The following is a 19,862-nucleotide window of genomic DNA, read 5'->3' on the forward strand; positions in this document are numbered from 1 at the left end:
GATTACCAGCGGTCTGACCGGAGATAATCGCCGAGGACACCCGGTTCGTCAACGGCAGATGGTGTCGACAGCCGCCGCGACGCGCGAGCAGAGCACCGGAACTCGTTCCTGATAGCCATGCTCGGCGGCCCAGAGAAGACGTGCCACCTCGTGCCAGACGCGGTAGAACTCGAGCGCTGGCTTCGGGTCGCGTAGAGCGGTGCCGGAGTAGTGGCTCAGCACAGTGTCGACAAACGAGGATCCATAGCTGTCGGAGAGATAGATCAGGTCGCGGACCGGGTCACCCAGGATAACACCCTGAAAGTCGATAATTCCCGTTACATCCAGGGTTTCGGGATCGATCAGGACGTGGTCGGCCGAGACCTCGCCGTGGAGCAGAATCGGGTCTTCCTCTCCGCGCTGGAGATGGATCGTAACCAGCCGATCCAGCCGGCCAAGGAGCTCTCCATCGAGCAACGAGGCGCGGGTCAGGGAGGCGAGATCGGCGACATAATGTTGCTCGGCCGGCCCGTCGCGCATGGCATCTTCGGTCGCTGCAAATGGGTACCAGCCGATCGGGATGCCCGCTGCCATGGCGAGATCGGCCGGTGTGGCGTGTACCTCGCCGAGGAAGGCGGCGATCGCCCGTGTCGTCGTCTCGACCTGGGCCGGCGACATCGAGTCGAGCAGTGCTGCCGAAAGCGGCACGCCCGGCAGACGTCGAAGCATCAGGAAGCGCTGCCCACCGAGGATAACGCCGGTGGTCCCCGCCTCTGGAATGGGGATACTGACCCGGGGCGCGATGACCGGCAGGATCGATGCGGCGCGTTCGAGGCTGCGGCTGGCCTCGTCGGTGCGAGCGACAAGGACCAGCCACCCGTCTCCTGCATCCCAGGCGCTACAGTAATCGCCTCCGCCGGCGACGGGGAGGGCATCCGGAATCAGCTCGCCGGACGCGAGCCGGGAGGCAATGAGCTGGTAATGCACCAGTAATCTCCACAATGACAAAATAAAAACGCGGCCCCATTTGAATAGGGCCGCGCGAGTGTAGCGCATACGGGATTCGAACCCGTGATCTCCGCCTTGAGAGGGCGGTGTCCTAGGCCGCTAGACGAATGCGCCACGTCCTGTCGGCAGACCGCGGGGAGTATAGCAACCCCCGTTTCCGCCTGTCAAACGCTCACGCCACGGGATCGACCCGTGGCGTGCCGTCTGGATTGGCGCTCGGCGTCCTAGAAGATCGAGACGCGCGATATCGAGTCGCGAACCGATGCGAAGTCGCGACGAGCCTCGTCGGCGCTTGGGCCGCCCTCGGCCTGGTTGCGAACCAGCATCGTGTAGTAGCTCTCGAAGCCCCCGTCGGAGACATCACCGGCGAGCGAGCGGAACAGTTTCTTAATCGGGTTCATTAGTTGTACCTCCTCGTACTTCCCAACGTGCCCGAATCATATCAGGCTATGCGGATATCGTCAAGGGTGAATTATCGAGATCTTTCCAACGACTCGAGCGCCGGGTCGCGAGCCGCGCTTGCTCTACCGCGCGCGCGCGAAACCGCCTATTATCCGGGCGGTCGATCGATGCCAGAAGGTGTCAGTCACGTCTGAGAGGAATGTCGTTGGACAAGCTGATTATCTCGGCGGCGCTGACGGGGTCGAGGACGTCCCGCGCCCAGACGCCGTACGTGCCGATTACCGAGGAGGAGATCGCGCAGCAGGCAGTTGAATGCTGGCGGGCCGGCGCGGCGATCGTCCATATCCATGTGCGCGACCAGCAGGGCCGAGTCTCGTGCGACGCCTGGCGCTATCAAAAGGTGACCGATCTTGTGCGCGCGGCCGGCAGCGATGTGATCATGAACTGGTCTACCGGCGGAGGCGCAGGGATCGTCACCGACGACGATCGTACCGCGCCTGTCCGCAACGCTCCCGAGGTCGCAAGCTTCGATTGCGGGTCAACCAACTTCGGCGATGGCGTCTTCATCAACTCGCCGGCATTCCTCGACAATCTCGCTCGCGAGATGAATGAGCATCTGGTCACTCCCGAGATCGAGATTTTCGACAGCGGCATGGTTGAGAATGCCCGGCAGTTGATTGCGGATGGACTCTTGCAACCGCCGTACTGGTTCCAGTTCGTCCTTGGCCTGCGTGGTGGGGCGCCAGCGACCGCGCGCGAGTTGACCCACCTGGTCGATTCGCTCCCGCCGGATTCGCGCTGGTCGGTCTGCGCGATCGGCCGTAACCAGCTGCCGATGAATGTCATGGCGATCGCCATGGGCGGGCACGCCCGAACCGGGCTGGAGGACAACATCTATTACGGCTATCGCCAGCTCGCGATCAGCAATGCCCAGCTCGTTGAACGAATTGCCCGACTCGCCGAGGAGCTGGGTCGCCCGATAGCCCGGCCCGATGAGGCGCGCGAGATAATCGGCGTCGCCGCCCGACGCGGGGTGATAGCTCCCTGATGCACGCCAGGCTGACAGTCGTCGCCGCCGAGCTATCGCATGAGACGAACACCTTCTCGTCCGTTACGACCGACCGTGCCGCTTTTCAACGGGCGGGATTACGGCGGGGCAGTGAGATTCTGTCCGCGCTTCGCGACACTGCCACGTCGTTCGCCGGATTTCTCGATGCGGCCGATCTCGCCGATGTACTGCTCGTCCCGGCGCTTGCTGTCTGGGCAACCCCATCTGGCCTCGTCGATGACGCAGTGCTTGAAGCGCTGGTCGCTGAAATCGTGGCCGCGATCGAGAGCAGTAGGCCGGACGGCATAGTGTTGGCCCTTCACGGAGCGATGGTGAGCGGGGCACACGAGGACGCGGACGGCTGGATTCTCGAACGCATTCGATCGGTTGCGGGGTGGAGTGTTCCGATCGTCGCAACCCTGGATCTGCACGCCAATGTCAGCCCGCGGATGGTCGAGCTCGCCGATATCCTGATTGGCTACGACACCTACCCGCACGTCGATCAACGCGACCGAGCAAGCGAGGCGTTCGATCTTCTTCTGGCGATCATCGAGCGCAGGATCCAGCCGGTTTCCAGCATGATGAAGCCACCAATGATGCCGACATCGCAGAACATGACGACCGATCGCGAGCCGATGCGTTCGATCGTCGCGCGCGCACATGAGATCGAATCACTCCCCGGCGTCCTGAACGTCACGATCTCAGGCGGCTTCCCTCCGGCGGATACAGCCGATACGGGCTTCAGCGTGCTGGTGACGACCGACGGCGATGAGCGCCTCGCGGAGACGTGCGCCGCTGAGTTGGCGTCATACGCCTGGGAGCGACGTTCGCAGTTCCTCGGCGGTGTTGCGACCTGGGATGACGCCTCCGAAATCCTGAAGTCCGATGCGTCGGGGCCGATTGTTCTGGTCGATATCGCGGACAATCCCTGGACTGGTGGACCCGGCGACTCTGCGGAGCTCGTCAGATTTCTGCTTCGTGAAGAGGTCGGTGATGCCTGCGTTGCGTCGATCTGCGATCCTCGGGCGGTGGAGCGCTGCATCGCTGCTGGCCCGGGCTCAACGATCGGCCTCGAGCTCGGTGGGCACACCGATCGCCTGCATGGGCCACCGCTACACATCGCAGGCGAGGTTCGAAACCTGAGTGTCGGTCGCTACGTCAACGCGGGGCCGATGCACGCGGGTGTCGAGGTCAACCTCGGGCCGACCGCTGTCGTTCGAGTTGGCGGTATTGACGTGGTCGTAACGACCTATGCCGAGACACCGATCGACCTGAATGTGTTTCGGTCGCAGGGCATCGAACCGACTGCCCGGCGGGTGATCGCGCTGAAGGGGAAGGGCCATTTTCGGGCGGCGTTCGAACCGATCGCTGCGCGGGTCGTCCTTGTCGAAGGCCCGGGCATCACCGGATCGGACTTATCCCGACTGAAGTTTGAGCGCGTGCGCCGGCCGATCTGGCCACTTGACCCGGATCTTGATTGGGATATCACCGCCACGCGACGCTGACGGTATGATTCTTGATCGAGGAATCTGGTACGGTCTGCCGGACACGTCGGCTCACAAAGAAGCGGCGGAGCACGTGCGAGTGACGGGCGAGATGCCCGGATACGCATTACGGAGGGCGAGGGCATGGTCGATACCACTGCGAAGGCTATCAGCAAGCATGGTCTGGATCACCACGGGGTGCGACCGACCGGGGTCGTGCACTGGAACCTCACGACACCGCAGCTCTACGAGGCATCCATCCGGCTCGGCGAATGCACGTTGTCGCAACACGGCGCGCTATCGGTCGCGACAGGCATCTTCACCGGACGCTCCCCGAAAGACAAGTTCGTCGTTCGTGAGCCAGCGACTGAGGAAGTCGTGGCATGGGGCGCGGTGAACCAGCCGTTCGATCCCGCGGCGTTCGACGCCATGCACGATCGCGTGGCTCGTTACCTCAGTGAGCAGGACGAGCTCTACGTTCAAGATCTGTACGTTGGCGCCGATCCCGGGTATCGCATGCCGCTGCGAGTGGTTGGGCAGCGCGCCTGGCAGATGCTGTTCGCGAGGACGATGTTCATCCGCCCACCGCGCAAGGCACTGCGCAATCATGTCCCCGACTTCACCGTTCTGCACGCCCCCGCGATGGAGGCGGACCCTGAGCGCGACGGCACGCGCTCGAAGACGTTCATCCTTGTCAGCTTCTCCAAGAATCTGATATTGATCGGCGGCACGGAATACGGCGGTGAGATCAAGAAGTCGATCTTCTCGATCATGAACCACCGACTTCCTCGCCTCGGGGTAATGCCGATGCACTGCTCGGCCAATATCGGCCCAGGCGGAGACGCCGCGTTGTTCTTCGGCCTCTCGGGGACCGGAAAGACGACACTCTCGTCCGATCCGGCTCGGACGCTGATTGGGGATGACGAGCACGGCTGGAGCAATCACGGCATCTTCAACTTCGAAGGCGGCTGTTACGCGAAGGTCATCAACCTGTCCGCCGAGGCGGAACCGGATATCTATCAAGCAACGCGATCGTTCGGGACAGTCCTGGAGAATGTCGTCCTCGATGACGACACGCGCGAGATCGACTATCGGGATTCGTCTCTGACCGAGAATACCCGCGCAGCCTACAAGCTCGATATTATCTCGAATGCATCGAAGGACGGAACGGGAGGGCATCCACGGAACATCCTGTTCCTTACTGCGGACGCCTTTGGCGTCCTTCCGCCGATCTCGCGCCTGACCCCCGACCAGGCCTCGTACTACTTCCTCTCGGGCTACACTGCGAAGGTCGCCGGGACTGAGCGCGGGCTGACCGAGCCGGAGGCGACGTTCTCGACCTGCTTCGGCGCGCCATTCATGACGCGGTCGCCGGGTGTTTATGGCCGGCTGCTCCGCGAGAAGATCAATGCGCATCAGCCGAATGTCTGGTTGGTGAACACTGGCTGGACAGGCGGCGCGTATGGAGTCGGGCACCGTATCTCGATCGCCCACACGCGAGCGATCGTCGATGCGGCGCTGTCTGGCGCGCTGGCCAGCGCGTCCTATCGCACCGATCCGATCTTCGGCTTCGATGTTCCCAGGGCTGTCCCGGGTGTTCCCAGCGAAGTGCTGACGCCGAGTAACACCTGGGATGACAAAGAGGCGTATAACAGGCAGGCTCGGAACCTCGCGGGGCGCTTCCGGAAGAACTTCGAAAAGTACGAGAACGACGTGGACGAGCAGATCCGCTCCGCCGGTCCGCGCGCCGAGTAGCACGAAACGGGTAGTGCAACGGGGCGGGTGTCAATCGACACCCGCCCCGCTCGATTTCAGCTGAATCGCCCTGGATCGAACGGGGCGAGCGCAGCGTCGACGCTCCCGGAAACTATGCTGTTGGCCAGGAGCTCGGCTGTTCCCGGGGCCAGCAGCGCGCCGGACCGGAAATGACCGGTGGCAACCCAGGCATTGTCCAGATGAGGAACACGGCCGATGATTGCCTCGCCATCGGCAGTTCCTGGGCGAAGGCCCGCCCATGTCGCTGCGAGCTTTCCGCGGTTGAGTGATGGCGCAACCCCGGCGATCCGCTCGACAAGTTGGGCCATGCCGGCCGGCGTCACCGAGGAATCGAAGCCCGCGTCATGCTCCTCGGTCGCTCCGACCGCGATGGTGCCATCGGCCCGCGGAACGAGGTAGGCGCCACCTCCGGTGACGACACTCCGAAGTGGAATGGGCGGGTCGGCAATCGCCAGCATCTGGCCGCGGACGGGGATGGTCGGGATCGACAGATCGAGCGCGTCCCCGAGTGTTCGGCTCCACGCGCCGGCCGCAACGATAATGGCGCCCACTGGTCGCTCTCCCGCAAATGTCCGCAGGGCGACGACTCGCCCTCCTGTGGTCACCAGCCCGGTAACGGGCGTGTGCTCGCGCACGATGGCTCCACGTGTTGATGCGGCACGCGCCAATGCCGTGGTCAGTCGGGCAAGCACGACGCTGCCTGCCTCGGTTGCTGCGATGCCGCACGTCCATCGGCCCTCGATTGCCGGCTCTCGTTCACGGATCTCGTCTTGTGAGCTCAGCCATTCGACCCGCATGCCATGCTCGCGTTGCCAGGCGATAGCTTGTAGAAGCGTATCCCGGCTGACATCGTCACCGAGATCGACTTCTCCGGTCTGCGCGTAGCCGACATCGATGCCGGTCGTCGCTTGTATCTCTTCGATCAGCGACGGGTATCGGCGATAGGAGCGGAGCGCAAGGTCCGCTTTGACGCCGTAGCGGGGCGAGGGCGGCGAGATGATGCCGGCCGAGGCCCAACTTGCCTCGCGAGCCAGATCCTGCCGCTCCAGGAGCTCGACGGTCATTCCCCGGCCAGTAAGCTCCCACGCGAGCATACAGCCGATGATGCCACCGCCAACGATCGTGATGTCTGGCGTGGATTGCCCGATGCCCATCTCTGCTCCCTCCCGTCAGCGATCGTGTCGCTGTGCAGGCAGATACCACGGACGGGCAGGCGTGTCCAGTTACACGGACGGTGAGTTGGTGTTGTGGCGATGCCGCAGGCGTGGGCGGTGTCAGAGGCGCTGCAAGTGACCCTGGTCGATACGCCACTTCAGAAACTGTAGCCGTCGCCACTGCGTCGCGGTGTCGACGTACTCAACGAATGGGTAGCAGGCTCGTAGCGCCTTCAAAGCTTCGATCTGATCTTCGGTGAATCCCAGCTCGACAAGGTCAGCGATTGTGACTTCCGGGCGGGGAGTGAGCGAGGAAGCCATCATTGGTGTCGCTCCGTTCCCTTCTGGCTCGTGGTGGCGCGATCTGCGCCTGGGCCTCGTGCCGGCTGTGTCTCGGCGCCTTCCGCGTAGCCGTGTCAGGCGGCCCGAGTGTCCTGGCTCTGATAACTGCAACTCACGCGCCACGATTTGGGTTACGCGTCATGATGCAGATGCAGACATCCCCCAACTGGCGCTTCATCGGCAACCGTGGAGGATGTCTATCATATGCTAGCGAGATAGCGCCGGATCTAGCGGCATGTTAGCCGTCGGACGGGGCGTCCCCGTCCGAGGAGGCAACGAGCAGTTGCTCGTCCCGGCCCTGGATGCGCTGGCGCTGATCGAGCTTCTTCTGGCGCCGTTCGGTCTTCTTGCGGCGCGAGTCGGTCTGAGCGCCTTCGAGTCGGCGCATGAAGCGCTCGACCTGGCCGGCGGTATCGACGATTCGCTGCTCGCCCGTGTAGAACGGGTGGCATTTATTGCAGAGGTCGACCCGCAGGCTCGGCCTGGTCGACTTCGTTACCCAGGTGTTGCCGCAGGAGCAAACCACGGTCGCTTCCTGGTACTTCGGGTGAATACCCGTCTTCATTGCAGTTGACTCCAGATTCCCGTCGACTTGTATCGACTGGTGAGTGCGATTAGTCGGCGACTGCGGCCTCGACCTCGACGGCGGCCAGCTGGGTGGTGAGCGCATAGACGCTTACACGCCTGCGGTCGCGCGAGATTGGCTCGAACTTGACTTCGCCGTCAATCAGCGAATACAGCGTATAGTCTCGCCCCATCCCGACGTTGTTGCCCGGGTAGAACTTGGTGCCACGCTGGCGAACGATGATGCCGCCGGCCCGCGTCGCGTTGCCGTCGTAGAGCTTCACACCGAGCCGCTTTGCGTTGCTGTCGCGGCCATTACGTGAGCTTCCCATGCCCTTTTTATGAGCCATTGGTGCTTCTCCATTCTATCCCGGCAACTCGGGATCAGGCGATCCGAATCTCGTTGATCGTCAGTCGGGTCATCTCCTGGCGATGGCCAGTGGTGCGGCGATAGCGCTTCTTCGGCTTGAACTTGAAGACGCGGATCTTCGGGCCACGGAAGTGCTCCGAGATTGTCGCAACGACGGCAGCGCCGTCGACAACCGGCGCACCGATTGTGATTCCCGCTTCGCCAGAGACCATCAGCACGCGGTCGATCTCGACCTGCGAGCCAGCCTCGGCATCCAGTCGCTCAACCGCAATCGTGTCGCCCGCGGCGACGCGGTACTGTTTGCCGCCTGTCTTAATGACCGCGTACACCGAGTCCCCCTCCTGTACCCACTATCGGGTGCGTTCGCGCCGTGGTGGATAACGATGATCGTCTCAACATGAACGTCAGGCCAACGCGGTTGCGTGGCCTGCCGACCTCTAATTATATCGCGATCGTGAGTCATACGTCAAAACCGCGATCCCGTCGCTTCCACTTACCCCTAGTATAGAACCCTTGTCGAGGAAGTCCGGCGAGAGCAACCGCGCTTGACACCTTTCTCCGGCGGTTCCTACACTTCCATGTCAATTGAACCTTGCCCAGATTTCGCGCGATTGTCGTGCCCTGGGTGACTGGTAGCACCGTCGCGGTTGATCGGCTCTTCCGTCTGGTGCGCCGTGGGAACGAGTACGAGTTTGATGATCCCACCTCATGGCCCGTGTGCCAGGGCGAGTGTCGCGAAGATCGGTCAAGTCTGATGAGCAACAGCCGCGAACATACGCCAACAACACTTCGTATCGCGACGCGGGGCAGCCAGCTCGCGCGATTGCAGACCGATCGCGTCGCGTCGATTCTCGAGGCCGCGCACCCCGGTTTGCGCTGCGAGATTGTCGTTGTTTCGACCCAGGGAGATCGCGACAAGCAGACTCCGCTTGCGATCCTTGGGGGGCAGGGAGTATTTGCCAAGGAGCTTCAGCAGGCCGTCTTGCGCGGCGAGGCGGATTGCGCGGTGCACAGCGTCAAGGACCTCACGTCCGAGATGCCGGCCGGCCTTACATTGGCAGCCATCCTCGACCGAGCCGATCCGCGCGATGTGCTCATTTCTCGCCATCCCGGCGGCCTTGCCGGCCTGCCCACGGGGGCGCGAGTTGGCACGAGTAGTCGTCGCCGCGTTGCCGAGTTGCGTCTTGCCCGCCCGGATCTCGTTGCCGTCGAGCTTCGAGGAAATGTCGATTCGCGCATCCGCAAGGTGCTCGATGATCCGGAGGCCGGGTATGACGCGGCGATCCTCGCGGCGGCAGGTGTCGAGCGGATGGAGCGCGGAGACACCATCTCCGAGTATCTGGACGTCGATCGGTTCATTCCAGCGCCGGGACAGGGCGCGCTTGGTGTTGACTGCCGATCCGACGATCGGGCAACACGGGCGCTTCTCGAAACAATTGCCGACTCGACGACGACCATCGAGGTCGAGGCCGAGCGGACGTTCTTGCGGGTTTGTGGCGGAGGCTGTCGCTCACCGCTGGCGGCCTACGCGCAGGCAGATGCAGGCATCGTCAGAATGTGGGCGATGTACGCTGATGAGTCTCTCGACCGCATAGCGACCACCGAGGACGAGGACGACATGGAGGATGCCAACTCGCTCGCTACTCGGCTGGCGACGACACTCCGGGAGCGTGTTGAGGCATGAGCGCGACACCGCCCGCGCGTGCTCTCGCCGGATTGCGGGTGGTTGTCACTCGTGCCAGGCGGCAGGCAGGCGACCTGGCCGGCCGGCTGGAGGCGCTCGGGGCCGAGGTTATCGAGCTGCCAGTAATCGAGATCCAGCCGCTACCCCCCGCTGGCCTCGACGCGGGCTTGCGCCAGCTTGCGAGCTTCGACTGGCTGGTGCTGACAAGCACGAACGGCGTGGACGTGCTGCTTGACCGCGCCCGGGCGCTCGAGATCACGATCGATCGTTCGTGTGGGCTGAAGGTCGCTGCGATCGGTGAGGCAACTGCTGGCAGGTTGACGGCCGCGTGTGTCCCGGTGCATCTCGTTCCGCCACGCGCCATCGCAGAATCGTTGCTGGAAGCGCTCGTCGCGCAAGGTGTTGCCGGCCGGCGGGTGCTCCTGCCGGTGGCCGAAGGGGCGCGGCAGGTTCTCCCGGAGGGCCTGCGCGCAGCAGGCGCGATGGTCGAAGTGATTGACACATACCGAACAGTCCGACCGGCTGGCGCTGCCGCCGAGACAGTAGGCGCAATCCGCGAGGGAAGCGTCGATATGATGACCATCGCGTCGCCATCGGCGGCCCGGAATCTCGCTGAGATCGTCGGCTTGCCTCTGGCGAAAAGCATTATCGTCGCATCGATTGGGCCGATAACGAGCCAGGCAGCGCGTGAACTCGGCCTCAGAGTCAATGTCGAGGCTGCCGAGCATTCGATCGCGGGACTCGTCGATGCGGTGGTTGCGTGCGCGGCGGGCCGCGCGACAGAGTGAGGAGCTACTTGATGTCACAATCTGGCGGGGCGCTGCCTGATTTTCGCCGGTATCGACGTCTCCGCCAGTCTGAAGGGCTGCGTCGCTTCGCGCGTGAGACCATCCTGCATCCTGGTGATTTCGTCTATCCATTGTTCGTTACGTTCGGCAGGGGTGTCCGACGTGAGGTGTCCTCGATGCCTGATGTCTTTCAGCTCTCGATCGACCAGCTCGAACGCGAGGCGAATGTGCTGTTGGATCTCGGGATCGGAAGTGTCATTCTCTTCGGCATTCCCGAGGTGAAGGATCTTGACGCCTCCGATGCATACGACCCCGATGGAGTCGTCCAGCAGGCGATCAGAGAACTGAAACGAATTGCCCCGAATCTCGTCGTCATCGGCGATGTCTGCTGCTGCGAGTACACGTCCCACGGTCACTGTGGGATTCTGGACGGCGAGATCGTTGATAACGACCGGACGTTGGCGCTGTTGGCCCGGACGGCCGTCGCGCAGGCCCAGGCGGGCGTTGATATCGTCGCGCCGTCGGACATGATGGATGGCCGGGTGCGCGTGATCCGCGAGGCGCTTGACGAGGCCGGCTACGTCAACCTGCCGGTTCTCTCCTATTCGGCAAAGTACGCTTCTGGCTTTTACGGTCCATTTCGCGACGCCGCAGATTCCACGCCGGAATTTGGCGATCGGCGCAGCCATCAGATGGACCCGGCAAATGTCCGCGAAGCCTATCTGGAGATCGCGGCCGACATCGACGAGGGCGCAGATGCGATCATCGTGAAGCCCGCCATGCCATATCTCGATGTTATCGCTGGAGCACGTGAGCGGTTCGATGTTCCGATTGCCGCCTACAACGTCAGCGGCGAGTACGCGATGGTTCGCGCCGCTGGCCGGGCGGGCTGGATCGATGAACGCCGGGTGACGATGGAGCTGTTGACCTCGATCCGCCGGGCCGGCGCCAGTCAGATCATCACCTACCACGCCAAATCCGCCGCCGGTTGGCTCCGTGAGGAGTATGGCGCCACACTGACGGCTCGATCTTCACCCGTGGTTGGTGTGAGCCAGGGCACGCCCGCCGGAGGCGTACAATCAGATTGAAGCGTCGTCCCGAAACCGGACACGGCGTGGCTCAGAGGACACCAGGTGACGACGGGGGGAATCGTGCAGTTCTATCTCAAATCGGACAAGATCGACCCGGCAGCCGAGATTGGCGAGGTCGAGGGTCGGCAGATTCTGAAGCGCCTACGGCAGGCAGGCCGAAAGGTTGTCGATATCTACGCCCTCGAAGCCGATGGCAAGATCGATAGATACCAGGAGCGCACGCGTCGCAAGCTCGGCTCGAATGCGATCGCCTCGCGGACGTGGCTGTGCGAGACAGCCGAGGGCGAAGAGTGGGCCAACGGTCGCTATGTCCCGGAACCAATCGAGGCGATCGACGAGACCGAGCCGACTCCACTGGCGGTTGTGCTGGTGCTCAGCGGGGCTGAATCGATGCCGGAGACGATCGTCGAGCAGCTTCAGGGTCTCCCGATCGGTTGACCGACGCCAGGAATCCGATGAAGCCCGCTTCGTGCGGGCTTTCGTTTTGCCCGTCGCGCGTGCGATGATCGCCGCGGCATCAGCCAGACAGGGGGGACTTGATGGAATACCGTCAACTTGGTCGCAGTGGCGCGATGGTGTCGGCTCTCGGACTTGGTGGCAATACATTCGGCCGCGCGTGTGATGCCGCAATGACCGCTGCGATTGTGGATCGAGCCCTGAGCATCGGGATCAACCACTTCGACACCGCCGATATGTATGGCGGTACCCGGTCAGAGGAGTATCTCGGCGCAGCGCTTCGTGGCCGGCGTAGCGACGCGATCATCGCGACGAAAACAGGCTACCCACTCGGTGAGGGGCCGAACGACGAAGGCCTCTCGCGGCGGCGAATCATCGCCAGTTGCGAGGCGAGCCTGCGGCGACTTCAGACTGACTACGTCGATGTCTATTATCTGCATCTTCCGGATCCTCGCACCGATATCGAGGAGAGCCTGCAGGCGTTGGACGACCTCGTTCGACAGGGTAAGGTCCGCTACGCGGCGTGCTCGAACTACACCGGCTGGGAGATAGCTCGACTTTGTGAGCGCGCGATGGCACACGGGTGGGCTGTTCCGGTCCTCACCCAGTCGCACTACAACATGTTCTCGCGCGAGACAGGTCGGGACATTGCTCCGGCCGCAGCGGCCTATGGCATGGGGATCGTGCCGTATTCACCGCTGGCCGGCGGGCTTCTGACCGGGAAGTACCGTTCTGTCAGCGATGCCCAGCCCGGGACCCGCGCCTGGAACAACCCGCGGTTCGAGACGCTCCTCGGCACGGATGTGCTCGATGTCGTCGCTGCCTTGCGGGAGTTCGCTGCGCGTTACGACCGCACCGTCGGAGATCTGGCCGTCGCGTGGTTGCTGAATCAACCTGCCGTTTCCTCGGTGATAACCGGAGTGACCAGCCCAGAGCAGGTGGAGACGAACGCTCGGGCGGTCGGCTGGATGTTCGACGAGACGGAGTTGGCTGATCTTGCCGGGATTCTGGCCGGTGTTCCCGAAGGATTGGATCGTTAGGGTGAGCCACGACGATGTGGAGATGGACTCGGGGTTGAATCGGATCGAGGCATTTCGCGCGCGACGCGCTCGTCAGAATGAGCGTGTCTTCGAGATCGACCACCTCGGCATCCGACGATTCTTTCGTCTGGATAGCGCCGCCTACGAGCCCGGAGCACTCGACGCGCGGACGAAGGAGCTGATGGGGTTGGTTGCGTCGGCAGTGTTGCGCTGCGACGACTGCGTGGACTATCACCTCGACCAGTGTATTGACGCGGGCGTGACTGATGACGAGCTTTACGACGCGCTGAACGTCGCGCTTGTTGTTGGCGGAAGCATCGTCATTCCGCATCTGCGCCACGCTGTCGAGTCGATCGATCTGATCCGGGCTAGCGACGAGGCGCGTTGATTCGCCAGGTCAATCGATGGCCGGCACGATATCCGGACTTTCCACGACCGTTGCTGTGGCCGGCCGTGACGCAGCGCGGACAAAGTAGGCATAGAACAACACCATCGCCAGCGACATGAACACGATGTATGCGCCGAACACGACGTTGTAGCCGCGGCTGACGATCAACCCACCTGCGATGAAGCTGGATAGTGACCAGCCTAGACTCCATGCGCCCGATCGAAGGCTGAATACCGATGCTCGCGCGCGGGCAGGAAGAATGTCCGAGATGTACGTGCTATCGATCGGCCATGCCATGTTGATCGAGGTCGTCCGAAGCATGTGCGCGACGATCGCGACTGGCAGGGCCGGGGTTAGCATCAACAGCATATAGAACGGAACCGGCGCGAGTCGGACGATGACGACTGCCCGCAGGGGCCCCAACCGTTGCGCGACCATCGGGGACATCAGCCCGACGAACGCTGCCATCAAGCCCGCCGCCGAAAAGATCAATCCGATCTGGCCGGCGCTGGCCCCTTGTCGCTCCAGGAAGACGTTGTAGAACGGAAACAACGCCCCGGCGCCAAGGCTCATGAGCCCGCCAACGGCAATGAAAACCATCATGTGCCGGCGGATGATCCGTTGGTCGGTAATAACTTGCGATCCGTGGCCGGCCTCCTCATCGTCGTTCGGAATGGCCCGTTTTCGTTCGGCGCTCATCATGAGGAGCGGGATAATCGCCAGCCCGGCAAACGCGAGTCCGACCAGAAGCGTGTAGCGATACGCTTCCGGGCTCTGGGCAGGGATAGAGGAGAACAGACTCAGCGAGCGTGGCATCCACCCACCGAGCAGACTCCCGAATGTCATCGAGAGCGAGTTCAGCGAGAAGGCAAGCGCAGCGACATGGTGGCGTTCGTGGCTGCGGGTGAGCTCGACGATGAATGGCATTGTGGGAACGAACAGGAACGCCGTCCCGGCGCCGCTGAGACCGGCGAACACGAGCAGTAGCGTCGGGTCGGTGATCAGACAGGCGAAGACAGACGTAACGAGGAAGATAACCAGACCGAAGGATACCGTGCGCCAGACGCCCAGCCGGTTGATCAACATTCCCATCGCCAGGGCGACAAACGCCATGACGAGGGTGTTCACTGAGTTCCAACGACCGATGAAGTCCTCTTCGTGTCCGAGCTGGATGAGGTACAGGTTGAAGATGAGCGTGAAGACGCCGATGCCGACGTTGGAGATGAGACTGTACAGAAGAAACAGCTTGATATCGCGGCTATGCGCTTTGATGCCGCGAATGTAAGCGCTCACATCTCTCCTGCCTCACTCGACTAGATTGAAGCGGATTATAGCCGGAGGGGCGACCAAGCGCATGGGTCGCGCCTATGTTGCCGGCCGGAAATCTTCGAGATGCAGCTCCAGGTTGTCCCGGCCATTCCAGGTGTCGCGTCGGATCCGGGTGACGATGTCGATCTTCGGGGTGTTCGTAAGCTCTGCCAGGCGGTCGCCGGCGTTGAAGAAGACGGCTTTGTGCGAACGGTTGCGGTCGTCGGTGACGTGAAGAAGGAGGTGTCGACCGTCGTTGGATGCACGGGCGGAGCGGTGCCCGACGCCACGGACGAGGATCCGTGGCTCTTCGTTGCCCGCGCCGAACGGCTCGAGACGCTGCAGCAGATCGACGGTTCCAAGGTCGAGATCGTTTGCGATGGTCTCCGCGTCGATAACGATCTCACGCTCTGGCAGCCGACCGCGGCAAAGATCCAGAACCGTGGCATTGAGCTCGTCGGTGAACTTCCCGAGCACGTCGTAGCGCATCGACAGACCCGCCGCCGCCGCGTGTCCCCCAAATCGGTCCAGAAGGTCCTGACTGGCGCTGATCGCATCGACGATGTCGACTCCTGGCACCGAACGGGCCGACCCGCGGACGATCTCACCATCGCGTTCCAGGACGATCGTCGGCCGATAGTACTGGTCGACGAGGCGACTGGCGACAAGTCCGACGATGCCGTTGCTCCAGCCTTCGCCAGCTACGACGATCGCGGGGTCAGTCGGCCTCCAGCCGCTTGCGCGGAAGCTGCTCCTCCGCTTCCCGAAGCACTCGTGTCGTCTCGCTTCGACGATGCTCGTTCAAAGCATTGAGCTGCGCCGCGAGAGGCGTGGCAGTTGTTTCGTCGTCTGCCAATAACAGATCGAGCGCCAGTGTCGGGTCGTCGATCCGGCCGGCAGCGTTGATCCGCGGCCCGATGGTAAATCCGATGTGCCAACTCGACAGATCTGCCTGTGGCACCCCCGCGTTGGCGCACAACGCAATGATCCCGGGCAGTAGCCAGCGGCGCAGCTTGGATATTCCACGGGCTACCAGGATGCGATTCTCTCCGCGCAGGCTTACGACATCGGCAACGCTGCCGAGCGCGACGTACGGCAGATACATCTGAGCGTCATCGTCACCCAGCAACAATCGAATCAGCATGTAGGTGACACCGACGGCGGCCAGGTCAGCGAATGGGTACGCGTTATCCGGTCTCCGAGGGGAGATGAACGCGACGCCATCCGGCAGCGCGCCACTGTAGTGATGATGGTCGATGACGATCGCGTCGATTCCGTGATCGAGGAGTGTCTGGAGCTCGATAGGGCTGCTGCTTCCGCAATCCACCGTTACGACCAGGTCCGGCTGCTCGGCGAGGATGCGATCGACGGCTCGCGCTGTGAGCCCATACCCATCGCGGATTCGGTGCGGGATCAGTGGGATCGGAGCCGCGCCAAGACGTCGGAGCACGCGAACCAGCATCGCAGTCGATGTCAGCCCATCGACATCGTAATCGCCGAAGACAACGATGCGTCTTCCGTCTGCGATGGCGTCGCGCAATCGCTGAGCCGCGTCTTCTGCATCGGGGAGGAGACGCGCATCCGCGAGTGTCCCGCGGCTCGGGGTCAGAAAGCGGGTCGCCTCTTCCGTCGTCGAAATGCCGCGGGAACGAAGGATAGCGGACAGCAGTGGATGGTCAACGAGGTTCGGGCCAGGGTGACCGGTCAGATGATCGACGTTCCAGCGTGTCGTCACCGCAGGAGCGTCTTCGTTACTCTGGCCCATTCTGTGCCCGTTCGTCGGTCGCGGGAGGTTGTCGCAGGATCTGGATCGTCTCGGCCAGGTCCGCGCCGAGATAGTGCTCCTCGTCGTTAACAACCAGCCGTAATGGACCGGCGAATGGGAGCCGCTCCAGGAGTCGTACCGTTGCCTCCGGGTAGAGGCCGATCGAACCGAGGTAACGGAGCTTGTCAGGATCATCGTCGGCAACGCGGCTGACCCTGGCTGATTCGCCGACAGCGAGGGCCGTCAACCGATCGAGAGCAATTGCGGGCACAGCGCCTTCGATGCTGGGGATTGGGTCGCCATGTGGATCTGTCGTTGGGAACCCGAGCGCGGCGTCGATTCGGGCCTCGAACTCCTCCGAGATCGTGTGCTCGAGCCGCTCGGCCTCTTCGTGGACTTCGTCCCAGGAGTATCCGAGCGCCTCGGCGAGGTAGAGCTCGAGCAACCGATGATGGCGGACGACTTCGAGCGCCGCTTTCTGGCCGGCAGGTGTCAGGCGAACCGAGTGGTATCGCTGGTGGTCGACGAGATGGAGCTCGGCTAACCGCTTGATCATCCCGGTGACAGACGGAGCCGCCACGGCCAGCCGTTCGGCTATAGCCTGTGTCGTCGCCCGTTGGCCGTCTTCAGACAGGCGGTAGATAGTCTTGAGGTAATCCTCCATCGCTGGAGTGATCGTGACCACGTTGTCACCTGCCTTGCTTATGCCGAGACGGCGAGCGCTGATGTGCGGATGTTGAGCGTGGCCCGCGTCGAGATCAGTCGTCCTCGCCCAGGATCCGCCAGAACAATACTGTTTCGGCGACCAGGATCAGCGCGGTGACGACTGCCGAACCGACGCACCACTGGCATATCGCCTTGATAACCCAGATCTCCAGATACGTCAGATAGAGAGCATAGGCGAAGCCGGCCAGCGCGATGGCCCAAGCTGCCATCGTTGCCTGTCGATAGCTCATCGGCAGCCAGTTGTGAAGACGGCCGGCCGCCAACAATCCCATGACGATGTACATCCCGACGCCGAGAATCGCGATCGGTACCGGTCCGATCGTCGCGTACGCGCTCTTCTGGACTGTTCCGCAGTTTCCCACCGCGCACACGAGGACGCTCTCGTTGTAGTGGGCCCAGGTCAGATATCCCGCGATCGCCGCGCCGATAACGCTCAGAATGATGACGGTCCCGAGGATTCGGGACCGTCCATCTTCGGTCGTGCTACTTGCTGAGTTCCGCGTCAATGCGCTGCTGGAGTTGCTCAAAGGTCTGATATCCAGTCACTTGCTCGCCGTTGACGTAGAAGGTAGGCGTCGAATTGACCCCGAGCTTGATCGCCTCGTCGTAGCTCGCTCGCACCGCGTCGAGGTGGGTGTCATTCTTCAGGCAGGATGAGAATGTCGCGCTGTCCAGGCCGATCTGCTCTGCCATCTGAGTAAGGCGATCTTGTGTAAACGCGCCCTGATTCTCACCATTGTGGTTGGCGAAGATCGTCTTGTGCATGGTGTAGCCCTGGCCCTGGTCCATCGCGCACCGCGCTGCCTCGGCTGCTCGCACTGACTCGCGCCCCGTGCCATTGCGGAAGTACTGGTCGAGGAATGGGAAATCGCGAAACTCGAGATAGACCTTGCCGGTATTGACATACTGCTCGACGAGCTTCGGCTCTTCGTTATTCGACCACTCGGCGCAAACCGGGCACTGGTAGTCGAACCACTCCTGGATCTTGACTGGCGCGTTCGGATCGCCGATGGCCAGAACCCCACTGCCCTGCTGACCGGCAGCAGGCGAGCCTTCCGGCGATGCGTTCGGCGACGCGACGGAGCCGGATGAGCCCGGCGTCGCAACATCCGTGATCCCCGTCGGAACGACGATCGGAGTGTCGATGCCTTTGTCACGGAACGTGTTCACCAGAACAAGCGTGACAACGACGAGAATGGCGACAAGTGCCCCGCCGCCAATGAACATCATGCGTCGTCGCTTTTTCGCCTGTTCGGCCTGGATCGCGCGCTGAGCGCGGCGCGATTGCGCGCGCGTCTCGGCGTTCGCCCCGTTTTCGGCCTGCGGCCGAGTCTTGCCCTTGCTGCTTCTGCGTTTCGGAGTGTTTGACGACACGGCGGACGGTCTCACCCTTCATCAGCCCGGCTGCGCCCTGCAGAGAATCGCGTCTCGCAACGTTATCAACGTCCGAGTGAACACGAGCTCCGTGGCCGCGCGGTCAACGGTCGCCTATAGTCAGGCTCACTGAAGGAGGAGTATGCCAAAACGAGCGATAACAGGTGGTGTTGTTGGCGTGTTCTTTCTTGGCGTCGCCGTCTGGGCCTACGCGCGGCATGTCGCGCCGCGCTGGCTGGAAGCAGTGCGGTTGCGCGTGGCGGTCCCGGCGCTCCCATCCGATTGGGAGGGTGTGCGAATTGCGCACCTGACGGACTTCCATGCCGGCGGGCGTGGTGTGCGTCTTGACATGCTCTGGCGCGCTCGCCGGATCGCCGAGGCGTTCGGCCCCGACATCATCGCTCTCACTGGGGATTTCTACGATCGCGGCCGGCCAGTGCCCGACGGTGGACTCTTCGTCGGGTGGCCAGATTCCGCGGTTGTCGTCGGTGTTCTCGGTAACCACGACAATCGAGGGAGCGCGGAAGACCAGAAGACTTTGCGTGAGCGGCTTGCCGCTGGCGGCGTTCACGTCCTCAAGAATGATGCGGTCGTGATCCCTCTGCGCGAACGATGCGCGTGGATCGTCGGGGTTGACGATCCGTTCACCTTTCGAGCGGATATCACGACGGCGATCACAGCGATGCCGAGCAATGCGGAGGCGCTGTTGCTTCTCGCCCATTCGCCAGCTATCGCGAACGATCTCCCGATTGGTCGCGCGCGACTTGTTTTCAGCGGGCACACACACGGTGGGCAGATCCGAGTGCTGCCATCGGGCCGTGTGCCGTTCGCCGGCATGCTGCGGCGAATGGCGCACGAGCAGCCGGGCAACGATCCCGTGTTCTACCGTGGTGTCCGCTGGCTTCGAGGCAGCCTGGTTGTCGTCTCGAACGGCCTCGGGATGTCGGAGCTGCCGCTCCGGTTTCTGACTCGGCCGCAGGTCGTGTTGATCGAGATTGTCCGCGGACCGGAGAATGGGGCGTCTTGTGACGAAGCGGCGCGCTACGTGACGCGGCTGGACCCACCGTCAAGGCTGCTGCGCTGGCTGTCCTGAGCGTCGCGCGAGTCACCACAGA

The 19,862-nt window shown here is 62.8% G+C and carries 23 protein-coding genes and 1 tRNA gene; 10 read left to right on the forward strand and 14 right to left on the reverse strand.

All coding sequences use genetic code 11. From position 1 onward, the window contains the following. Nucleotides 1-48 precede the first annotated feature (48 nt). From V9F06_04980 to V9F06_04990, 3 genes are all read right to left on the reverse strand, one after another. Nucleotides 49-966, reverse strand: a complete 918-nt coding sequence (locus V9F06_04980; GenBank protein MEI2616989.1) for a phosphotransferase — start codon at nucleotides 964-966, stop codon at nucleotides 49-51. 61 nt (nucleotides 967-1,027) lie between these two features. Continuing rightward, a tRNA-Glu gene (locus tag V9F06_04985) sits at nucleotides 1,028-1,101 on the reverse strand. 110 nt (nucleotides 1,102-1,211) lie between these two features. After that, a complete protein-coding gene (locus tag V9F06_04990; GenBank protein ID MEI2616990.1) occupies nucleotides 1,212-1,388 on the reverse strand; it encodes a hypothetical protein in 177 nt (58 codons plus the stop codon). A 206-nt stretch (nucleotides 1,389-1,594) separates the two neighbouring features. On the opposite strand from V9F06_04990, the gene V9F06_04995 reads away from it, so the two are divergent. The 3 genes from V9F06_04995 (at nucleotide 1,595) to V9F06_05005 (ending at nucleotide 5,676) form a co-directional block, all read left to right on the forward strand. After that, complete coding sequence (locus V9F06_04995) at nucleotides 1,595-2,437, forward strand: 3-keto-5-aminohexanoate cleavage protein (protein ID MEI2616991.1); 843 nt, start codon at nucleotides 1,595-1,597, stop codon at nucleotides 2,435-2,437. Further along, nucleotides 2,437-3,942: a M81 family metallopeptidase gene (locus V9F06_05000; GenBank protein ID MEI2616992.1), complete on the forward strand. Its 1,506-nt coding sequence runs from the start codon at nucleotides 2,437-2,439 to the stop codon at nucleotides 3,940-3,942. Before V9F06_04995 ends, V9F06_05000 begins: the two co-directional genes overlap by 1 nt. Nucleotides 3,943-4,065: 123 nt before the next feature. Further along, a complete protein-coding gene (locus V9F06_05005; GenBank protein ID MEI2616993.1) occupies nucleotides 4,066-5,676 on the forward strand; it encodes a phosphoenolpyruvate carboxykinase in 1,611 nt (536 codons plus the stop codon). 56 nt (nucleotides 5,677-5,732) lie between these two features. Here V9F06_05005 and thiO read toward each other — a convergent pair whose 3' ends face one another. The 5 genes from thiO to rplU form a co-directional block, all read right to left on the reverse strand. Further along, a complete protein-coding gene (gene thiO, locus V9F06_05010) occupies nucleotides 5,733-6,851 on the reverse strand; it encodes a glycine oxidase ThiO (GenBank protein MEI2616994.1) in 1,119 nt (372 codons plus the stop codon). 120 nt (nucleotides 6,852-6,971) lie between these two features. Then, nucleotides 6,972-7,175 (reverse strand): hypothetical protein, encoded by a 204-nt coding sequence (locus tag V9F06_05015; GenBank protein MEI2616995.1) that lies wholly within the window; start codon nucleotides 7,173-7,175, stop codon nucleotides 6,972-6,974. Nucleotides 7,176-7,431: 256 nt separating this feature from the next. Beyond that, on the reverse strand, nucleotides 7,432-7,758 hold the full coding sequence (rpmE, locus tag V9F06_05020; protein MEI2616996.1) for a 50S ribosomal protein L31: 327 nt from the start codon (nucleotides 7,756-7,758) through the stop codon (nucleotides 7,432-7,434). 49 nt (nucleotides 7,759-7,807) lie between these two features. Continuing rightward, the gene (gene rpmA / locus V9F06_05025; GenBank protein ID MEI2616997.1) at nucleotides 7,808-8,107 is read right to left on the reverse strand and encodes a 50S ribosomal protein L27; all 300 of its coding nucleotides are present in this window, start codon (nucleotides 8,105-8,107) and stop codon (nucleotides 7,808-7,810) included. A gap of 34 nt (nucleotides 8,108-8,141) precedes the next feature. Further along, nucleotides 8,142-8,456, reverse strand: a complete 315-nt coding sequence (gene rplU, locus V9F06_05030) for a 50S ribosomal protein L21 (GenBank protein MEI2616998.1) — start codon at nucleotides 8,454-8,456, stop codon at nucleotides 8,142-8,144. Nucleotides 8,457-8,881: 425 nt separating this feature from the next. Between rplU and hemC the strand changes: the two genes are divergently transcribed. From hemC to V9F06_05060, 6 genes are all read left to right on the forward strand, one after another. Continuing rightward, on the forward strand, nucleotides 8,882-9,811 hold the full coding sequence (hemC, locus tag V9F06_05035) for a hydroxymethylbilane synthase (protein MEI2616999.1): 930 nt from the start codon (nucleotides 8,882-8,884) through the stop codon (nucleotides 9,809-9,811). Then, nucleotides 9,808-10,599 (forward strand): uroporphyrinogen-III synthase, encoded by a 792-nt coding sequence (locus V9F06_05040; protein MEI2617000.1) that lies wholly within the window; start codon nucleotides 9,808-9,810, stop codon nucleotides 10,597-10,599. The genes hemC and V9F06_05040 overlap by 4 nt, the downstream gene beginning before the upstream one ends. Nucleotides 10,600-10,610: 11 nt before the next feature. Next, nucleotides 10,611-11,687 (forward strand): porphobilinogen synthase, encoded by a 1,077-nt coding sequence (gene hemB / locus V9F06_05045; protein MEI2617001.1) that lies wholly within the window; start codon nucleotides 10,611-10,613, stop codon nucleotides 11,685-11,687. Between the two features lie 45 nt (nucleotides 11,688-11,732). Beyond that, nucleotides 11,733-12,128, forward strand: coding sequence for a hypothetical protein (locus V9F06_05050; GenBank protein ID MEI2617002.1), 396 nt, complete (start codon nucleotides 11,733-11,735; stop codon nucleotides 12,126-12,128). A 101-nt stretch (nucleotides 12,129-12,229) separates the two neighbouring features. Then, the gene (locus V9F06_05055; protein ID MEI2617003.1) at nucleotides 12,230-13,186 is read left to right on the forward strand and encodes an aldo/keto reductase; all 957 of its coding nucleotides are present in this window, start codon (nucleotides 12,230-12,232) and stop codon (nucleotides 13,184-13,186) included. Nucleotide 13,187: 1 nt separating this feature from the next. Beyond that, the gene (locus V9F06_05060) at nucleotides 13,188-13,574 is read left to right on the forward strand and encodes a carboxymuconolactone decarboxylase family protein (GenBank protein ID MEI2617004.1); all 387 of its coding nucleotides are present in this window, start codon (nucleotides 13,188-13,190) and stop codon (nucleotides 13,572-13,574) included. A gap of 9 nt (nucleotides 13,575-13,583) precedes the next feature. On the opposite strand, the gene V9F06_05065 is transcribed toward V9F06_05060, so the two are convergent. The 6 genes from V9F06_05065 to V9F06_05090 form a co-directional block, all read right to left on the reverse strand. After that, nucleotides 13,584-14,867: an MFS transporter gene (locus tag V9F06_05065; GenBank protein ID MEI2617005.1), complete on the reverse strand. Its 1,284-nt coding sequence runs from the start codon at nucleotides 14,865-14,867 to the stop codon at nucleotides 13,584-13,586. A 72-nt stretch (nucleotides 14,868-14,939) separates the two neighbouring features. Then, the gene (locus tag V9F06_05070; protein MEI2617006.1) at nucleotides 14,940-15,677 is read right to left on the reverse strand and encodes a DHHA1 domain-containing protein; all 738 of its coding nucleotides are present in this window, start codon (nucleotides 15,675-15,677) and stop codon (nucleotides 14,940-14,942) included. Continuing rightward, entirely contained in the window at nucleotides 15,601-16,617 is a 1,017-nt protein-coding gene (locus V9F06_05075) for a DHH family phosphoesterase (GenBank protein ID MEI2617007.1), read from the reverse strand. The genes V9F06_05070 and V9F06_05075 overlap by 77 nt, the downstream gene beginning before the upstream one ends. A 16-nt stretch (nucleotides 16,618-16,633) precedes the next feature. Next, nucleotides 16,634-17,332 (reverse strand): metal-dependent transcriptional regulator, encoded by a 699-nt coding sequence (locus V9F06_05080; GenBank protein ID MEI2617008.1) that lies wholly within the window; start codon nucleotides 17,330-17,332, stop codon nucleotides 16,634-16,636. A 73-nt stretch (nucleotides 17,333-17,405) separates the two neighbouring features. Continuing rightward, nucleotides 17,406-17,879 (reverse strand): vitamin K epoxide reductase family protein, encoded by a 474-nt coding sequence (locus V9F06_05085; GenBank protein MEI2617009.1) that lies wholly within the window; start codon nucleotides 17,877-17,879, stop codon nucleotides 17,406-17,408. After that, nucleotides 17,857-18,747 (reverse strand): DsbA family protein, encoded by an 891-nt coding sequence (locus V9F06_05090; GenBank protein ID MEI2617010.1) that lies wholly within the window; start codon nucleotides 18,745-18,747, stop codon nucleotides 17,857-17,859. The genes V9F06_05085 and V9F06_05090 overlap by 23 nt, the downstream gene beginning before the upstream one ends. Nucleotides 18,748-18,889: 142 nt before the next feature. On the opposite strand from V9F06_05090, the gene V9F06_05095 reads away from it, so the two are divergent. Further along, the gene (locus tag V9F06_05095) at nucleotides 18,890-19,840 is read left to right on the forward strand and encodes a metallophosphoesterase (GenBank protein MEI2617011.1); all 951 of its coding nucleotides are present in this window, start codon (nucleotides 18,890-18,892) and stop codon (nucleotides 19,838-19,840) included. The last annotated feature ends 22 nt before the right edge of the window (nucleotides 19,841-19,862 follow it).

The organism is Thermomicrobiales bacterium (assembly GCA_037045155.1).
Lineage (GTDB): Bacteria > Chloroflexota > Chloroflexia > Thermomicrobiales > CFX8 > JAMLIA01.

Bases quoted from the DNA above. Each gene is read 5' to 3' on its own strand.
- V9F06_04990 (MEI2616990.1), bottom strand. From the start codon at position 1,388: ATGAACCCGATTAAGAAACTGTTCCGCTCGCTCGCCGGTGATGTCTCC.
- V9F06_05000 (MEI2616992.1), top strand. From the start codon at position 2,437: ATGCACGCCAGGCTGACAGTCGTCGCCGCCGAGCTATCGCATGAGACG.
- V9F06_05005 (MEI2616993.1), top strand. From the start codon at position 4,066: ATGGTCGATACCACTGCGAAGGCTATCAGCAAGCATGGTCTGGATCAC.
- thiO (MEI2616994.1), bottom strand. From the start codon at position 6,851: ATGGGCATCGGGCAATCCACGCCAGACATCACGATCGTTGGCGGTGGC.
- V9F06_05015 (MEI2616995.1), bottom strand. From the start codon at position 7,175: ATGATGGCTTCCTCGCTCACTCCCCGCCCGGAAGTCACAATCGCTGAC.
- rpmE (MEI2616996.1), bottom strand. From the start codon at position 7,758: ATGAAGACGGGTATTCACCCGAAGTACCAGGAAGCGACCGTGGTTTGC.
- rpmA (MEI2616997.1), bottom strand. From the start codon at position 8,107: ATGGCTCATAAAAAGGGCATGGGAAGCTCACGTAATGGCCGCGACAGC.
- hemC (MEI2616999.1), top strand. From the start codon at position 8,882: ATGAGCAACAGCCGCGAACATACGCCAACAACACTTCGTATCGCGACG.
- V9F06_05040 (MEI2617000.1), top strand. From the start codon at position 9,808: ATGAGCGCGACACCGCCCGCGCGTGCTCTCGCCGGATTGCGGGTGGTT.
- hemB (MEI2617001.1), top strand. From the start codon at position 10,611: ATGTCACAATCTGGCGGGGCGCTGCCTGATTTTCGCCGGTATCGACGT.
- V9F06_05055 (MEI2617003.1), top strand. From the start codon at position 12,230: ATGGAATACCGTCAACTTGGTCGCAGTGGCGCGATGGTGTCGGCTCTC.
- V9F06_05095 (MEI2617011.1), top strand. From the start codon at position 18,890: ATGCCAAAACGAGCGATAACAGGTGGTGTTGTTGGCGTGTTCTTTCTT.